The 16,508-nt window shown below is 40.6% G+C and carries 18 protein-coding genes; 10 read left to right on the top strand and 8 right to left on the bottom strand.

All coding sequences use genetic code 11. From position 1 onward, the window contains the following. Window positions 1-110 precede the first annotated feature (110 nt). The 4 genes from MB380_RS10290 (at window position 111) to MB380_RS10280 (ending at window position 3,547) form a co-directional block, all read left to right on the top strand. Complete coding sequence (locus MB380_RS10290; protein ID WP_253535239.1) at window positions 111-1,715, top strand: pyruvate dehydrogenase complex dihydrolipoamide acetyltransferase; 1,605 nt, start codon at window positions 111-113, stop codon at window positions 1,713-1,715. 154 nt (window positions 1,716-1,869) lie between these two features. Further along, complete coding sequence (hslV, locus tag MB380_RS10285) at window positions 1,870-2,406, top strand: ATP-dependent protease subunit HslV (protein WP_253535238.1); 537 nt, start codon at window positions 1,870-1,872, stop codon at window positions 2,404-2,406. Then, window positions 2,393-2,455: a KxYKxGKxW signal peptide domain-containing protein gene (locus tag MB380_RS21955; RefSeq protein WP_390890896.1), complete on the top strand. Its 63-nt coding sequence runs from the start codon at window positions 2,393-2,395 to the stop codon at window positions 2,453-2,455. The genes hslV and MB380_RS21955 overlap by 14 nt, the downstream gene beginning before the upstream one ends. 63 nt (window positions 2,456-2,518) lie before the next feature. Further along, a complete protein-coding gene (locus tag MB380_RS10280) occupies window positions 2,519-3,547 on the top strand; it encodes a phytanoyl-CoA dioxygenase family protein (protein ID WP_253535237.1) in 1,029 nt (342 codons plus the stop codon). Between the two features lie 93 nt (window positions 3,548-3,640). On the opposite strand, the gene MB380_RS10275 is transcribed toward MB380_RS10280, so the two are convergent. From MB380_RS10275 to MB380_RS10265, 3 genes are all read right to left on the bottom strand, one after another. Further along, a complete protein-coding gene (locus MB380_RS10275; RefSeq protein ID WP_253535236.1) occupies window positions 3,641-4,045 on the bottom strand; it encodes an FdtA/QdtA family cupin domain-containing protein in 405 nt (134 codons plus the stop codon). A 118-nt stretch (window positions 4,046-4,163) separates the two neighbouring features. Beyond that, a complete protein-coding gene (locus tag MB380_RS10270; RefSeq protein ID WP_253535235.1) occupies window positions 4,164-6,041 on the bottom strand; it encodes a hypothetical protein in 1,878 nt (625 codons plus the stop codon). A gap of 91 nt (window positions 6,042-6,132) precedes the next feature. Beyond that, the gene (locus MB380_RS10265) at window positions 6,133-6,597 is read right to left on the bottom strand and encodes an Lrp/AsnC ligand binding domain-containing protein (protein ID WP_253535234.1); all 465 of its coding nucleotides are present in this window, start codon (window positions 6,595-6,597) and stop codon (window positions 6,133-6,135) included. A gap of 574 nt (window positions 6,598-7,171) precedes the next feature. Between MB380_RS10265 and MB380_RS10260 the strand changes: the two genes are divergently transcribed. Next, window positions 7,172-8,410, top strand: a complete 1,239-nt coding sequence (locus MB380_RS10260) for a DUF819 domain-containing protein (RefSeq protein ID WP_253535233.1) — start codon at window positions 7,172-7,174, stop codon at window positions 8,408-8,410. Window positions 8,411-8,484: 74 nt separating this feature from the next. Here the strand turns inward: MB380_RS10260 and MB380_RS10255 are convergent, their stop codons facing one another. Continuing rightward, window positions 8,485-9,204: a 6-phosphogluconolactonase gene (locus MB380_RS10255; protein ID WP_253535232.1), complete on the bottom strand. Its 720-nt coding sequence runs from the start codon at window positions 9,202-9,204 to the stop codon at window positions 8,485-8,487. Between the two features lie 71 nt (window positions 9,205-9,275). Further along, a complete protein-coding gene (locus MB380_RS10250) occupies window positions 9,276-10,160 on the bottom strand; it encodes a 1-aminocyclopropane-1-carboxylate deaminase/D-cysteine desulfhydrase (protein WP_253535231.1) in 885 nt (294 codons plus the stop codon). A gap of 42 nt (window positions 10,161-10,202) precedes the next feature. On the opposite strand from MB380_RS10250, the gene MB380_RS10245 reads away from it, so the two are divergent. From MB380_RS10245 to MB380_RS10230, 4 genes are all read left to right on the top strand, one after another. Then, window positions 10,203-11,234, top strand: a complete 1,032-nt coding sequence (locus tag MB380_RS10245) for an RluA family pseudouridine synthase (protein ID WP_253535229.1) — start codon at window positions 10,203-10,205, stop codon at window positions 11,232-11,234. A 34-nt stretch (window positions 11,235-11,268) separates the two neighbouring features. Next, window positions 11,269-11,721, top strand: a complete 453-nt coding sequence (locus tag MB380_RS10240; protein ID WP_253535215.1) for a GNAT family N-acetyltransferase — start codon at window positions 11,269-11,271, stop codon at window positions 11,719-11,721. 314 nt (window positions 11,722-12,035) lie between these two features. Beyond that, window positions 12,036-12,290 carry a hypothetical protein gene (locus MB380_RS10235; protein ID WP_253535213.1) on the top strand — a complete coding sequence of 85 codons (255 nt, stop codon included), beginning with the start codon at window positions 12,036-12,038 and terminating at the stop codon, window positions 12,288-12,290. Between the two features lie 28 nt (window positions 12,291-12,318). Beyond that, window positions 12,319-12,612 (top strand): YtxH domain-containing protein, encoded by a 294-nt coding sequence (locus MB380_RS10230; RefSeq protein ID WP_253535211.1) that lies wholly within the window; start codon window positions 12,319-12,321, stop codon window positions 12,610-12,612. A 386-nt stretch (window positions 12,613-12,998) separates the two neighbouring features. On the opposite strand, the gene MB380_RS10225 is transcribed toward MB380_RS10230, so the two are convergent. Then, entirely contained in the window at window positions 12,999-14,201 is a 1,203-nt protein-coding gene (locus tag MB380_RS10225) for an FAD-binding oxidoreductase (protein WP_253535209.1), read from the bottom strand. Between the two features lie 41 nt (window positions 14,202-14,242). Further along, on the bottom strand, window positions 14,243-14,710 hold the full coding sequence (locus tag MB380_RS10220) for a hypothetical protein (protein ID WP_253535207.1): 468 nt from the start codon (window positions 14,708-14,710) through the stop codon (window positions 14,243-14,245). Window positions 14,711-14,967: 257 nt separating this feature from the next. On the opposite strand from MB380_RS10220, the gene MB380_RS10215 reads away from it, so the two are divergent. Beyond that, window positions 14,968-15,456 (top strand): pyridoxamine 5'-phosphate oxidase family protein, encoded by a 489-nt coding sequence (locus MB380_RS10215; RefSeq protein ID WP_253535205.1) that lies wholly within the window; start codon window positions 14,968-14,970, stop codon window positions 15,454-15,456. 54 nt (window positions 15,457-15,510) lie between these two features. Here the strand turns inward: MB380_RS10215 and MB380_RS10210 are convergent, their stop codons facing one another. Then, the gene (locus MB380_RS10210) at window positions 15,511-16,506 is read right to left on the bottom strand and encodes a polysaccharide deacetylase family protein (RefSeq protein ID WP_253535203.1); all 996 of its coding nucleotides are present in this window, start codon (window positions 16,504-16,506) and stop codon (window positions 15,511-15,513) included. Window positions 16,507-16,508: the final 2 nt, after the last annotated feature.

Genomic DNA, 16,508 nt, shown 5'->3' with positions numbered 1-16,508 from the left:
CCCAAAAATTTAAAATTAAATTCTATCAAGTTTTCAAGGACATTAGGCTACTTTGTTATAATTTTAAGACTTGAATAAATAAAATCAAAAAAACCAGCAAATTTTATACAATGGCAGAAGTAATCCGAATGCCCAAGATGAGCGACACCATGGAAGAAGGTGTGATAGCAGCATGGCATAAAAAAGTTGGAGATACAGTAAAATCAGGCGATATTCTTGCAGAAGTAGAAACCGATAAGGCCACCATGGATATGGAGTCTTATTATGACGGAACACTTCTTTATATCGGTGTTGAGAAAGGACAGTCGGTTCCGGTTGATGCGATAATGGCAGTGGTAGGTAAACCCGGTGAAGACTTCCAAAGCCTCCTCAATGGCGGTGGTGCTGCTGCACCTGCAGAAGCGCCGAAAGAAGCTGCGCCAGCGCCACAAGCTGCTGCACCGGCTGCCCCTGCTGTTGATGTTTCTAATATTAAAGCAAAAACTGTTGAGATGCCACTTCTGAGCGACACCATGACAGAGGGTGTTATTCATGCATGGTTGAAAAAAGTAGGTGATAAAGTGAAGTCTGGCGATATTCTGGCAGAAATTGAAACAGATAAAGCCACTATGGAACTAGAGGCGTATGAAGACGGTACATTATTGTATATTGGTGTTGAGGCTGGTAAAGCAGCCAAAATAAATGAGGTAATTGCGGTAATTGGCGAAGAAGGTGCCGATTATCAGGCTTTGTTGAACAGCCAGGCCGGCGCTGCTGCCCCTGCCCCGGCAGAAACAAAAACCGAAGAGGCTGCTGCTCCGGCACAGGCTTCTGCAGCAACTGAATCTCATGCTGCCAATAACGGACGTATTCTTGCCTCTCCTTTGGCCAAACGCCTTGCAGAAGAAAAAGGTATTAACCTTTCTGATGTGAACGGTTCTGGTGAAGGGGGAAGAATAGTTAAGAACGACGTTGACAGTTTCAAACCTCAGGCTAAGCCTGCTGCGGCCGCGCCAAGCGCTGCCCCTGCGGTAGCTGCTGCACCTGCCGGTCAGGAAAGTTATGAGGATGTTCCGCTTTCGCAAATGCGTAAGACTATTGCCCGTCGTTTATCTGAATCTAAATTCTCTGCTCCAGAGTTCTATCTGACAATGGAGATAACAATGGATAAAACCATTAAGGCTAGAGAGGCCATGAATGAGGTGTCGCCGGTTAAGATTTCATTTAACGACATCGTTATCAAAGCGGTATCTGCGGCACTTACCAAACACCCAATGGTAAATGCATCGTGGATGGGAGATAAAATCCGTAAAAATCATCACGTACATATTGGTATGGCCGTAGCTGTTGAAGAAGGTCTATTGGTACCGGTTATTCGTTTTGCCAATACCAAAACGCTTTCGCAGATTGCAGCTGAAACCAAAGACCTTGGTGGAAAAGCCAAAAACAAACAGTTACAGCCTAAAGATTGGGAAGGAAACACCTTTACTGTAAGTAACCTGGGTATGTTTGGTATCGACCAGTTTACTTCTATTATCAACCCGCCTGAGTCTTGTATTCTGGCTGTGGGCGCTATTAAAGAAACGGTAGGCGTAAAAGACGGGCAGTTCTTTGCAACCAACATTATGAAACTAACCCTTACCTGCGACCACCGTGTGGTTGACGGAGCTACGGGTGCTGCGTTTCTGGTTACGCTGAAACAATTGCTGGAAGAGCCATACAAATTGTTGGTATAGTATTTTGAATTACATATTATGCTTATATGGATAAATCCCTCAGTGAATACATGAGGGATTTATTTCTTTGTACAGGTTGTTATATAGCCACAACCGTATCTGGATTAATAATAGCTTATGATAGTGGGCCTGTGGCCGATAATAAAAATTAACAATGGAAAAAATACACTCAACCACCGTACTTGGTGTAATACATAATGGTAAAGTTGCCTTAGGAGCAGACGGCCAGGCAACCATGGGAAACACCATTGCTAAAAGCAATGTTCGTAAAGTAAGAAAACTACATGGAGGCAAAATACTGGCAGGATTTGCCGGCTCAACCGCCGATGCCTTTACACTGATAGAAAGATTTGAAGACAAACTTAACAGCTATGGTGGCAACATGAAAAGAGCCGCCATTGAACTGGCCAAAGACTGGCGCATGGACAGGTACCTTCGTAAGCTGGAAGCCATGCTGATTGTGGCCAATGAAACCGAAATGCTGGTTATATCGGGTACAGGCGATGTACTTGAGCCTGATAATCAGATTGCGGCTATTGGCTCTGGTAGTATGTTTGCGCAGTCGGCAGCTATTGCCTTAAAACGACATGCAACTGATATGAGCGCTATTGAGATGGTGCAGGAAGGATTAAATATTGCAGCTGATATATGCATTTATACCAATCATAATATAATCATTGAAACATTATAAGCTTATAAAATCAGGTAAAAATTTAGCAGAGAAGGTTACATTAAAATAATAAACTTTTGTTGTGGTTTTAGCTTCATAATGCTAAATTCGGCAAAAAATTTAACAATCCACCATGTCCCAACTAAAAGAACTTGCGAAAAAAATCTACTATCGCATTAATGGTCCACGCGATTTCGACACTGAAACACTTCCCTGGATTGACAGAGAAAATGCAGATATCAGTGAATTCTTAAAAACTCATCAGCAAAGAGCTGATTTACCCTATAATCTGGAAGAAAAACTAAATTTCTGGAAAGAAAACGGGTACGTAGTTTTAGAGCAGGTTATACCTCACGAACTCATTGATTTGTATTGGTCTGATGTAATGGAGCTCATTAACAACCCATCAAAGTTTAAAACCTACGTTCAGATTGACCGTGATGAATTTAAACCCAAATTAATGCGACACGCCTATGAATGGACAACCGGGCAGATTTTAGGCAAAATGGTTAAAATTAATGATTTCCATAACCAGAGCTTAGCTGCTAAAAAACTATTTTTATATAAAGATATTATTAGTTTCCTTGAAGCCATTTTTAACAGTCCGGTGGTAGGCATGCAAAGCCTTAGCTTTCTGTATGGAAGTCAGCAACCTACCCACGCCGATTATCCCTGGGTTACAGCAAAGATACCCAGCAATTTAGCTGCTGCCTGGATCCCTGTGGAAGATGTCCATATCAACTCGGGGCCTTTATATTATTTTGCAGGGTCGCATAAAAAAGTAAAGAAGTTCAACTTCGGAAACGGCATTTTTTATAGCGGACAATATTCTACCAAAACACCACTTGATTATGCCAGATACCTTGACGACCAGTGTAAAGAACTAAACCTGGAAAAGCAGACTTTACTTATTAAAAAAGGTGACGTGTTAATCTGGCATTCTGCGTTAGTTCATGGCGGCTCTATTATCAACGACCCTAATCAAACCCGAAAGTCATTCGTTTGCCATTATTCGTCTGCACAAGCCCTTCCGTATCATAGAGAAGCGCCGGGAGTTGAACCAAAGAAGTTTAAACTCAATAACGGAACAGTTTATGAGGATCCGAGAATACCTGAACAAGAAAATCTACTGAAAGAAAGAGGAGAATCTTTTAAAGGCTGACTCTGTTAGTTGCCTAAAAAGCTTAATACAATAATTTTTTCTATCACTCCCATTCTTCTTCAATAGCAGAATGGGAGTTTAGCTATAGTTTCATTACCGAACTGTAACTTTACTGCCTGTGTGGAGTTCTTTTTCTGGATATCGCTCAAAAATGTAATCTTCTTTATCATAAAACTGGTCTGAAAGCACAAGTAATACGGCGTTGTCAGAAAAATCGTACATTTCATGCCAATCTCTTGGGTCCAGAAGCAAACATTTATCAGGGGTATCTAAATCAAAAATCTGTTGTTCTTCTCCGTTATCAACAAACACTTTACAACTACCGCTTACACAGGTTAATGCATTATTAGTCAGTTTATGTCTGTGTCCTCCCCTAACCTGATTCTTTGCGTCGTAAATGTAAAAGATTCTTCTTATGCCTTCGGGAAGTATTTTTTCAAACACCGTCAGACTTCCTTTTTCTGAAGAATACGTTTGTAAATGAAATAATTTGGCCATGAGGCTATACTTCTAAATTAATAGTAATTCAAAAAATTGTGAGCATTATCGTAAAATAAAGATTTTTTTTTAACAATAAAAAGCTGTTTGGCTCAATTAATGTTAAAATAATATATTTTTAATAACAACCACACGGAAACCTCATAGATAAAACCTTCTCCGGATTCACCAATTTTCGCCATTCGTCTGGTTTAGGTATAAAAACCGCTCTGCCGGCTCCAGGTAATACTGTTGCTGCAATAGGCATACCTATTGTCTTAACAATTCTGTTGTAAGTTTGTTCAGAAATCAAATCAATGCACAGGTTTATTCCGCAAAAATCGTTATACTGAAGGTACTTCACCAAATATGCGAGTTGTTCTTCTGTCAGGTCTTCCAGCCGTTCGCGCTTAACTTCAGGATTAAACGGATGAAGCGTTTGCATGGCAGATACATTTATTTTTGTAAAACTTCTGATGGTTTGTGGTTGTATGTAACTGTAATAAGCGCCCATTACTTTTTTATGGTGGAAGCGCCTCAAAGCATAAATGTTGCAGGTTTTTTCATAAAGCGGACAAAGGTTTTCTTTCATACCAGAACCATCGCCGCCTACAATACAAAAAGGAAAATCAAGCACGGCCTCCCCTTTTTGTTTTTCAATAATACCCATGTAATTGAAAAAATTGCTATCAACCTCATAAGGCAATTTATTATAAAGGCTTCTGTAAACAACCACCAATTCTGTAAGTCCGGTAATACACATAATACCAATCAGCCAATTACGATATTTTACCTGGTAAAAGTTAACAGTTAAAAAGAAACACGTGAAAATAACCGGTAAAATGGAGGTAAATCTGGATGGTACCCGGTTGTAAGTACCCCAGGGGAAAATCTTTACTGTTGGCACCCGGTTTGGGTGATAAAACGTATAAAGCAACAGAAGAATTAGCAGTGGCAAAAAAGCCAGCCAGTATTTTTTGCGGTTTAGCCACAAGCCCGTTATACCTGTAATCAGGCAAAACCAGCCGGGGCTACCAGAACCAAGCCCCTCTGGTTTATCTTTTAAAATATCCGTTAGCGGATAAAACGTTACATCAAAAAAAGGAAAATACGGAAACAGCATTCTAAGCGGATGGCTCCACATGGCCACCGTCTTTTCAGTATTCCGATAATATACCAGATTAGACTCCTGATAAATCTGCCAAACAAGCGGCAGGTAAAAATACAACAATAGCAGAGGCGGAACCGCGAGACCCAAAAACAACCCTTTATTCTGCTGCAATTCTCTGGCCCAATCAGAAAAATAGCCCAAAACCTGGTTATCGTTATTCAGATACCTGTAAATGAGCACAATGGCAGCCACAAAAAGACTAAGCATAAAACTGCTAAGGGCGTAGCCACAGATATATCCCAGATTCATACCCAAAGTAGCAATCAGCACAAATGCTTTCAGGAAAACCCATTTCAATGAGATTTTCTCTTTCAAAACAATTCTCTTGATTAAAACAAAATCAGCAAATATGCTCAGGATGGTCCAGTGTATGGTACTATGATTAAAATGGTATGGGTATTTATGCAAAGCATAAAAATTGAAGAATGTTACCACAAAGCCAGCAAAAAAGGCTTTTCTTGGCCCAAAATCTTTCTTTAACAGCAAATAAGAACCCAGAAATGATATTATCAGACTTAATACATAATAGTAATTAAGCCAGGCACCATGCCCAAGCCATTTATAAAACAATGCATACCAATAATTGCTTTCAAGCGACCAGTCTGAAAAAACCTGAGTAACACCAAAAGGATAGAGTGTCTGGTTTTGCCTTAAATTTAACTGCGGAAATATATCAAATCTGAGGTTTTCTGAAAGATAATAGCCTACAAACTCCCATTCGTCAATATCACCGCCTCCGGTTACAGGCAGGCTGAAATTTCTTACAAACACAATGCCATATATTACCGGCAGCAACAGGGCTGCAAAAATAAAAAGCAGGTTTTGTTTATTTTTTTTAAAATTCATTACTCATGGCAGATAGTTAAGTAACTACACACCACAAAAGTAAGAATTTAGATATGGCTTTGCTGTTGATAATTGAAAAAATAGTAAGCTATTAAAGCAAAGGAATGGGTCTGACAGTGCGTTCTTCCAGAGATATGAAAGTTTCAGTTCGTTGTATACCTTGTACTTTCTGCACTTTGTCGTGCAGCACCTCTCTCAAATGCGGTGTATCTCTGCAAACAATTTTGGCAAAAATACTATACATACCTGTTGTATAATTAATGCTTACTACCTCTGGTATTTTTTCCAGTTGGTCAGCCACCTCGTCATACAAAGAGCTTTTATCAAGATAGATACCAATAAATGCGCTGATGTCCCAACCGAGTTTAATGGGGTCAACAATCAGCTGTGAACCTTTTACAATGCCCATTTGTTCCATTTTTGCCATCCTAACGTGTACGGTTCCACCCGAAACAAAGATTTTTTCTCCAATGGCAGTGTAAGGCATTTTGGCATCCTGCATTAATAATGACAATATCTTCAGGTCTGTTTTGTCAATTTCGAAATTTTTGTCCATTAGATTAGTAGGTTTTTGATAATTTGTCAATAAAATTAATTCAATTTTAACGATTATCTAAATTTTAAATAATATTTATATAAAATTTGCAACAGTCAGATTTTTTGCCGTATCTTTGTAGTGTCAAAAGGGAACAAATAGTGAACTCTGACATGATAATGTAAGGTGATGAAATTGGCAGCCATGCCCTCCTGTCTCGGGGGTGGTGATAATAGGACAAACGCAGCATAAAGCCGGACAATTTTAGTCGACTGGGATTGACCACCAAAATTTGTACTGTGGCTAACTACACCGTGGGCGGTTCGAGTCCCCCTCTTACAGCGTGAAGTATGAAAGATTTATGGATAAATTTCTTTCATACTTTTTTTTTAAGTATGTTTGCTTAGCAAAAACATTATTTGGTTTTTAGTTTGTTGATGAAGTGTAATTGCGACACGCAGTTCCGAATTGAGGATTGCGTGTTTTTTATTTAACGCGTTTTAAGGCCTCCAGGAACCGTTTTTTCGGGTCTTCCGGCTTAATCAACCTATTAAAAAATGTTTACCGAACCCCTTATGCCGAACTGAAACCATCAATGAAACCTGACACCCCGATATTTACTAACGACGCCATTGTGCTGGGCATTCTGCTGGGTACACTTGCACTCATATTCTATTCAACTAAAGTAAAAACCTTCAGTAAATTCTATAAAGTTGTACCTCCTATTCTTCTTTGCTTTTTTATACCCGGCCTGTTGAGTTCGTTTAACGTGATTTCAGCGGCTGAGTCTCAGCTTGATGAAACCGCCTCAAGATTCCTGCTTCCGTGCTGCCTGGTGTTTTTTACATTGGGTATCGATTTCCAGTCCATTAAAAAGCTCGGCGGTAAAGCTCTTTTTGTTTTTCTGATTGGCGCGCTGGGCGTAATGGCAGGCGGGCCGCTAGGCTTAATGGTGGGCAAAGCAATAGACCCCGGCTTTTTAAACAGAAATGGTGAAGAAGTATGGCGCGGACTGGCCACTATTGCCGGTAGCTGGACAGGCGGCAACGCTAATCAACTGGCGCTAAAAGAGATATTTCAGCCTGCGCCCAATGTTTTTGCTCAAACCAGTGTAATAGACGTACTGTTTTCTGAGTTATGGCTGGGTCTGCTTCTTTACTTTGTTGGAAAAGCCACCATACTCGACAAAAAAATGAAAGCAGATGCCACAGTAATTGACGAAATAAGAATAAAAGTTGAAACTGACGGAATAAAACAAAAGAACCCCGATTTTCAGGATTTGACCATCCTTATGGCCGTGGGCTTTGGCATAACCGCTTTTTCACATTTACTTGCCGATAACATCGCTCCGTTTATTGAAACTCACTATCCTGCTTTAAAAGCGTACAGTCTGGCCTCAAAATCATTCTGGATAGTTACCATTGCTTCTTCTACCGGTTTGGTATTATCAACCACCAGAGCCCGCCAGCTGGAGGCACTGGGAGCCACCAAATTCGGCACCTTATTTTTGTATATACTCATTACAACTATCGGAATGCAATTGCATATTTTTGATGCTTTCAGCAATCCAACGCTGCTCATTGTCGGTCTGGTCTGGATACTCACCCATGCAGTGTTCACCTTAGTGGCAGCCAGGCTGGTAAGGGCGCCATTCTTTTTTACGGCTGTTGGGTCGCAGGCTAACGTGGGTGGTGTGGCGTCGGCCTCTGTGGTGGCAGCGGCTTTTCACCCGTCGCTAGCTCCTATTGGTGTTTTATTGGCTATTCTGGGCAATGCCATCGGCACCTATTGCGGTTATATAACCGGGCTGATTATGCAATGGATAGCCAATTAATAAAACAAACAATAAAACCCGGGAAAATGTAGGTATGCTACATTTATCCGGGTTTTATTTTGCTGATACCCATACTATTCTAAAAACGATGCAGCTGCTTTATCTATCCAAACCTGGCCATTGGTATGTTTTTTAAAGACCGTGGCCGGCAGATTAATGTTGGGTTCCTGAGCGACTATTTCTCTCAGTATATCCGCCTTTCTCTCTCCGGTAGCTATCAGAATGGCTGTCTTTGCTTCCAAAAGGTGCTTTAAGCCAATAGTTATACCCTGCGACAAGTCGGTACTTTGCTGAAAGTATTTCTGCCCGGTGCTGATAGTAATATCCGCCAGTTTTGATACGTGGCTGTATAAATCAAAGCTGGTCCCCGGCTCGTTTAATCCAATATGCCCGTTCAGCCCTACTCCAACCAGTATAACATCTACTCCGCCTTTATCAAATATCAGCTGGTCTACCCTTTTGCATTCGCTTTGGAGGTCTTCCGTCATCGAATCAAAAAAAGTATATTGCGCTGTATTAATTCCTAAAGGTTTCAGTAGATTCTCTTCTACAATATACCTGCAACTGCCCTCGCTTGTGGCAGGTATGCCAACCCATTCGTCGAGGCCTATAAAGGTGGCTTGTGCAAAGTCTTCCGGTTGAGCCAGCTCAACAATTTTTTTATAGCTCTGCACTGGGGTGTCACCCGATGTGAGTATAAATGTGGCTGTGGGTTTTTCTTTTACTGTATTAATGATAAATTTCGCTGTATGCGTGGCTAATTCCTGAGAATCGTTGAATACTTCAATTTGCATAGAGAAGAGGTTTAATATTTTGGTTGAATGAATCTTAAGACAAGATACAAATGTATTTAAATTTGGCAGAATCAGCGTAAGCCACCTGTATGAATTAATACAACGGTACTATCTGGCCTGATTTCGGTTTTTAACAATTCATAAAACGCATAAAACATTTTGCCCGAGTAAACGTGTTCAATATCAAAACCATGTTTCTGCTGAAACCATTCTATAAAACTTTTCAATTCGGGTTTATTTTTAGCATAACCGCCCTGATGAAAATCATGAAAAAACCTGAAGTTCTTTTTATTCAGATTAACCTTGTTTTCAATCAGATTCAGTATCTCGGTTTCAAGATACTCGGCGTTTTTAAGTACACATACTCCCATTATTCTGGTTTGGTCTGTAACATTAATTAAACCGGCCATTGTTCCGCCAGACCCTATCGGGCAAAAAATATAATCGGGCGCATAGCCCAGCTGGCTTGTTATTTCCTGATACATTTCTGCTACCCCTGCCATTGCCAGTGCATTGCTGCCGCCTTCCGGCACTATGTATTCATCGTCTTTTCTATAAATACTCAGCAGATTTTCTTTTTCACGGTAGGCTTCTCTTGAGACAAACAGTAAATGCATACCGCATTGATGTGCGTACTGTAAGGTAATGCTTGAGTTTTCGTTCAGTTCGTCGCCTCTTATTATTCCTCTGGTTTCAAAACCCAGATACTTGCCAGCCGCAGCCATTGCATATAAATGATTAGAATGCGCCCCGCCAAAGGTTATCAGCTTGCTATAACCCTTACTTTTTGCCTGCAGCAAATTATACTTTAGCTTGCGCCATTTGTTGCCCGAAATCTGCGCATGTATTAAATCATCTCTTTTTACATAAACTTTCAGCGCTTTTTCATCAAAGGCGGTGTCGGTCAAAGGCGCTAATGGAGAGGGCAGATTTAGTATTTTTTCAAAATCAAACATATCTTTGCACAAAAAACAGGATTAGCTCCAAAATTAATCAGAATGTCTGAAATACAAGATAATATAGATAACGACGACGAGGAAGAACTTTATGAACACCAGCGGATTGTGGTGGATAAAGGCCAGGCTTTGATGCGCCTTGATAAATACCTGCCGCATTTTTCAAAGAATATTTCGCGCAACCGCATCCAGAACGCCATTGATGCCGAAACCATTAAGGTAAACGGTCAATCGGCCAAGGCAAGCTATAAGGTTAAACCGTTTGATGTTATCACCTATTCTTTGCCTAAGCCTCCACGCAATACCGAGCTGATACCTGAGGATATCCCACTCAATATTGTTTATGAAGACGACGACATCCTGATTATCAACAAACCTGCAGGTATGGTGGTACACCCTGCCTTTGGCAACTGGACAGGCACGCTGGTAAACGGTTTAATTTATTACCTGCAAAACCTGCCTACCCATCGCAACGGCGAAATCCGCCCCGGTCTGGTGCATCGCATTGATAAAGATACATCCGGCTTACTTGTTATTGCCAAGAACGATTATGCCATGACCTACCTGGCCAATCAGTTTTTTGAGCATTCAATTGAAAGAACATACTATGCTTTGGTTTGGGGTGTACCGAAAGAAGAAACCGGTACAATTCATAATTATATTGGCCGCAGCCTTAGAAACCGCAAAGTATCTGATGTGTATCCGGATGGCGATTACGGCAAAGAAGCCATTACGCATTACAAAATCCTGAAAGACTTGCGTTATGTGTCGCTGGTGCAATGTAACCTTGAAACAGGCCGTACACACCAGATACGCATACACATGAAACACCTGGGGCATCCTTTGTTTAATGATGCCGAGTATGGTGGCGATAAAATTCTGAGGGGCCAGGTATTTAATAAATATAAGCAATTTGTAGAAAACTGCTTTGAATTAATGCCACGGCAGGCGCTCCATGCCAAAACACTGGGTTTTATACATCCTCGCACCAAGCAATGGATGCAGTTTGATACCGAACTACCACAAGACTTTATGAATGTGCTTGCCAAATGGGAGAATTACGTTACTGAATAGAAGCGCCTACTGCTAACCATTAAACAACCTATTAATGAAAATAAAGATTAGAAAAATAAGAAAAGAGGATGTACCACAGGTTTTTGATCTGGTATATGAACTAGCCGTTTATGAAAAAGCGCCGGAACAGGTTACCAACACGGTAGAAATGATGCTGAAAGATGGCTTCGGAAAAAACAAAATATTTGGTTGTTTTGTGGCCGAGGTTGATGGTAAAATACAAGGAATATCTATATATTATTTCCGTTACTCTACATGGAAAGGCAAACGGCTGTATCTGGAAGACATAGTGGTTACCGAGGCTATGCGTGGTAACGGGCTGGGCAAACAATTGTTTGACAAAACAATTGAAGAGGCCCACAAAACCAATTGTACGGGTATTATGTGGCAGGTGCTGGACTGGAACGAGCCGGCCATTAACTTTTACAGAAAGAATTTTCCGACCAGATTTGATGGTGAGTGGATTAACTGCCATATCGATTTCTGACATCTAACTTATACTTCTGGCTGCCGTGTACTTGCTGTTTTCCGGCAGCCTTCTTTTCTTCATCATTGCCTGGTTTGCTTCATTTTCAGGCATTTTATACACATGCCTCTTCTTCAGTGCTGGCTTTAGGCTTAATTCTAAACAATCTCACTTACAAAATAGCTGTGAGCTTCGCCGTCTGGCCATTGCAAAAGTTGCCGATTTTCCTCGTCCGGCTGCTCATCGTGTGGAATTACAACCCCAAACCAGCTTCAAAAAACCGGTTTTTTTGTAGGTATAGCTTTTTTGATTGAAGAAGCATTAAATCTGCAACCATGAAAATACCAGACAAAAACAATCAAAACGAACCAATCGACAAAGACGTTGAAGAACAGGTACACGAAGAGAAAAATCTCAATCTAAAGAAAATGTTACTTTGGGTTGTAGGGCTAGTGCTGTTTTTTTTAATAATAGCCTGGATTGGCGGGTTTATTACAGTTGGGGGTCCTGATAAAGGTGGAAGATTCGGTTCACTTAGTCCACAGGATTCATCTGCAGTAGTAAAAAGCGACACCGTTAAGGCTGAATAATTTTTTTTATCATTAAAACACAAAGACTATGAAAACTGAAAGAGAAGAGTTAAAAGATAAAGTAAAAGATACCGCTGAAAATCTGAAAGATAAAGCTGCAAACGCTTATGAGGATTCAAAGGAGAAATTGGAAGACACCAGCGAAAACGCTAAGGAAAAGTGGTCTGAAACCAAAGAAAACGTAAAAGACAAGTGGTCGGAAACCAAACAGGAGGCCTCTGAGGCCTGGGAAAAAACAAAAGAAAAAGCTGATGATTTAGGCGATAAAGTGTCTGACAAAGCCAAAGAAGCGAAAGATAAAGTTAAAAGCTGGCTTAGTTAATCATATTAATCGTGGATTCTATAGTGGTTGTGAAAGTCAAACAGGGGTATAGTTTTTGTTATACCCCTTGTTTTAATTTTTCAGCGATGTTTTATAAAAATTCGTAATTGCACAATTAAAAGTCATTTATAAATCTTATAATAGATTTATAATAGCTACTTAAATTCACACAATATATAAAATCGCTTACTGAATTCGCACAAAAAAAATAAATCCAAATCTGCACAATTATACTTTAAATGGGTAATTAAGCCCAAAAAAGCGGGGTTTTCTTTTGAAAACCCCGCTTTTTTTATGTTCAACCATCAGTCATTAAAAGGCTCATTTGTATATAATTACTAAGTTATTATTGCAATGACGGGCACTGATAAAATACCATTTTTATCTTATCGCGTAAACTTGAAGATTTCGTGTCCTTCATGCTTTTTACCTAACATTTTGTCTTTAATCATCTCTGCTGCTATCTGGCTGAACACAATACCGTTGCCACCAAAACCAAGCGCATAGTAAGTATTTGGTTGCCCGGCAATAGTACCAATATACGGAAGCCCGTCTTTGGTTTCGGCAAAGGTGCCAGACCAGCAAAAGTCAGTTCTGAAATCAATATCCGGAAACTTTTTCATAAAGGCCTCTTTCAAAAGCTTGCCTTTTTTTGTTGTCATCCTGTCTCTTTTTTCCGGATTATAAAAAGGTTCATCTTTTCCGCCTACCAATATCCGGCCGTCATCTGTAGTTCTGATATACAAATACGGGCGGGCCGTTTCCCAAATTAGACAGTTCTCATGCCATAGGGTTGGGTTTTCAATTGGCTCGCTCACAATGGCAAAAGAAGAGTTAAAATCCACTACTTTTTTGGGTACATAAGCCTGCGACTCATACCCACAGGCAATTATCAGTGTTTTAGCCTTTACGGTTTCACCGTAGTTGGTTTTCAGTTCTACTCCTGCCTTGCTTTGGTTTATTTCTACAACCTCTGTGTTATCAAAAACCCCGAGCCCGTTTTTAATTGATTGATTGAGTAGCTCATGTGTAAAACTGTACGCGTCTATTTGCGCACCGGCTGCCGACATCAGGCCGGCTGGCGCCTCAAATGGGAAAAGTGCCTTTATATCGTCTCGTTCAAGTATATCCAGTTCAATGCCTATCTCTTTTCTTAACGCATACTCAGACCTGATTTCCTCTGCATCTTTTTCTTTTGAAGCATAGTAAAAACTTTTTTTATAACTAAAACCTACGTCTGCTTTAAAAGACTTCGTAATTGCATGAATTTTATCAATGGCTTCAATACACATCAGGTAGCTTTGCTCTGCTTTCTTTTTTCCAACAAGCCGGCTCAGCTCGCCCAAAGGCGTATCAATTTCGTATTGTAACAAACAGGTGCTGGCGCAGGTACTACCCATACCAATTTTTCGTTTGTCGAGCATGATTGAAGAAATGCCTGCTTTGGTGAGATGATAGGCAATTAAAGCGCCGGTAATACCTCCGCCCAGAATGGCCACGTCAATAGTACACGATTGTTTTAAGGAAGGATATGAGCGTACGATGCCGTTCTTCATCAGCCAGAACGGCGATTCAGTTCTAAGATCCATGCAGTTATTCAGTAATTGTGTGGTTGTGTAATTTGTGCTTATCAATAGATAAAAGCCAGATCAAATGCCTCTTGTGTTGATTCAAACGATTTTCTCAGATTTGAAACATGCACATCAAGAACGCTTTTTACTTCAGGCCATGATAACAGTTGAAGTACGCTAAGAGCCGAAGCATAGGCTTTTTCTGCAAATTTATCACCCAACTGGCATGAAACCGCCACTGTACGCGGGTTTGTAGACGATGCAGCCATTGTGTAATAAAACTGCGATTGATGCAGTTTGTCTTCTTCCAGCTTACGTAGGTTACTTTCAGGCTCGTTTACAATTTCAAGCGAGCGGTCAATAAACTCACTAAGAGATTTGCTCTCGTTTATTTTGACCTCGAAGTACTTTTTTGAACTTCCGTTCTTAGTCATATCCACAGCTTTCTGATACCCCTTGGCTCTCACAGTATTAATTTCCCGGAGTTGTTTCAGGCTTCTCAATGCTTCTTCATTTAGCTTGTTCATGGGAATAAATGTTTTTTATCTTTGGCTTTAACTTTCTGTGAAATTGGGAATAAATTCTAATCCGAAGAAAGAAAAAAGTCATACCACAGTATGATTTTAAGCATAATCATAAAACCGGAGAATTAAATTACCCGACATACTGTTGATTTCTCTCCTCACCGATTGCTTCTGTGACTTAAATCCGCATTTAATAGCGCTGGAACGCGTTTTTTAATTCAAATACCGCTGAACCAAACGACTTTAATACGATGAATAATATGGAGACAAAAACCCGCCAGGATATACGTGAGATGGTGAAAGATATTAAGTTTGCCATGCTATGTACGAATGATGATAATGGGCATATCAGAAGCAGACCCATGGCAACGCAAGGTATGGATGAAGAGGGAAATATCTGGTTTCTGACCGCAAAAGACTCGGGTAAAATTGATGAAATAAAGTCAAATGCCCATGTGTGTGTCTGTTATTCATCGCCTTCTGATAATACTTATGTGTGTATTATGGGTGAAGCTGAGCAGGTAGACGACCAAAAGAAAATTGATGAGTTCTGGACACCCTTTGCCAAAGCATGGTTTCCGGAAGGAAAGGATGACCCGAATCTAACCCTGATAAGGGTAATGGCTCATGAAGCCGAGTATTGGGATAGCGCATCAAACAAAATAATTGTGGGCATTAAAATGTTAAGCAGTATCGTAACCGGAAAAGAATATACTGATGAAAGTGCTTATGGCACAGTGAAGTTTTAAGTAAGAATGCAAAAGTCCCGGTAGAGTTTTTCCTGCCGGGACTTTATTTTGTCATTATTTCACTTTATCTCTTCTTTCTTTCAATTCTCTCCAGGTGGTCATTATTATGCCGTTATCCTGTATGTACTTCTTAAGCGCAGGATCAAGCATGGCCAGTAAATCTCCTCTGCGGTTATTGCCGGAGTCTGAAATGTGTTCAAAAACCTCGGTTGTGGCCGTACAATGCATAATAACCATCGTTACACCCGGTTGAAGGTCTTTAAACGACTCAATGTATTTCTGGGTTTTGTATTTCTGCAATACTTCGTCGCTTACTTTCTGATTCTTGTACTGATTCCACTCATAACTAACGTTGTGTAAATCGTCAAGCACGGGTAGCCCGGCATCCCATAATTTTTTACCTATTGCCTGTGCCTGCCCAAGTTGAAGGCCCAGGTTTCCGATTTCTTTTCTTATCATGTAATCGTGCCCTCCCGGAAACATCACCGGTATTTTTTGTTCCATACCTATTTTCAGGTAACGCTCCAGAAAATCAGGTCTGGCAAAGAGTGTACCCATGTGCGAGTCCATGTGTGTGGGTTCAAAACCCATTGTCCGGGCTCTGTCCAGCTGGCTTCTGATTTCCTTTTCAATATCATCGGCCGATGCATGCGTAGCTGTACTTTGTACATTGCGCCACATTGCGCCTTCTTCATCTACCAGATTCGGTACGGCAGCTTTACCGGCCAATGGTGCCCAGCGGTAGTCTTTCCATTCTGAGGTGAGTGTCAGGTGTAACCCGGCATCTGTTTTAGGATGTTGCTTCATATAATGTACAAAGCCTGGTACCCAGGGGCAAGGCATCATTACACTCAGCGAATTAGCCACTCCTTCTTCCATAGCTTTGATAGCGCCGATGTTTGAGTCGTACGACATCCCTACGTCATCAACATGCATAATAATTACTTTGGCTCCTTTGGGGTAACCCAGTCTTTCTGCATAGGTAGGATTCTGAGCATTTACCTGCAAAGCTATTGAAAGCCCTGCAATAATAGAGAAAACGGTTTTCATTC

Origin of the sequence: Emticicia sp. 21SJ11W-3, assembly GCF_024138715.1 — a bacterium.
GTDB lineage: Bacteria > Bacteroidota > Bacteroidia > Cytophagales > Spirosomataceae > Emticicia > Emticicia fluvialis.
The sequence above is the reverse complement of the archived record's forward strand: the minus strand, read 5'-3'. Positions and strand labels throughout refer to the sequence as shown.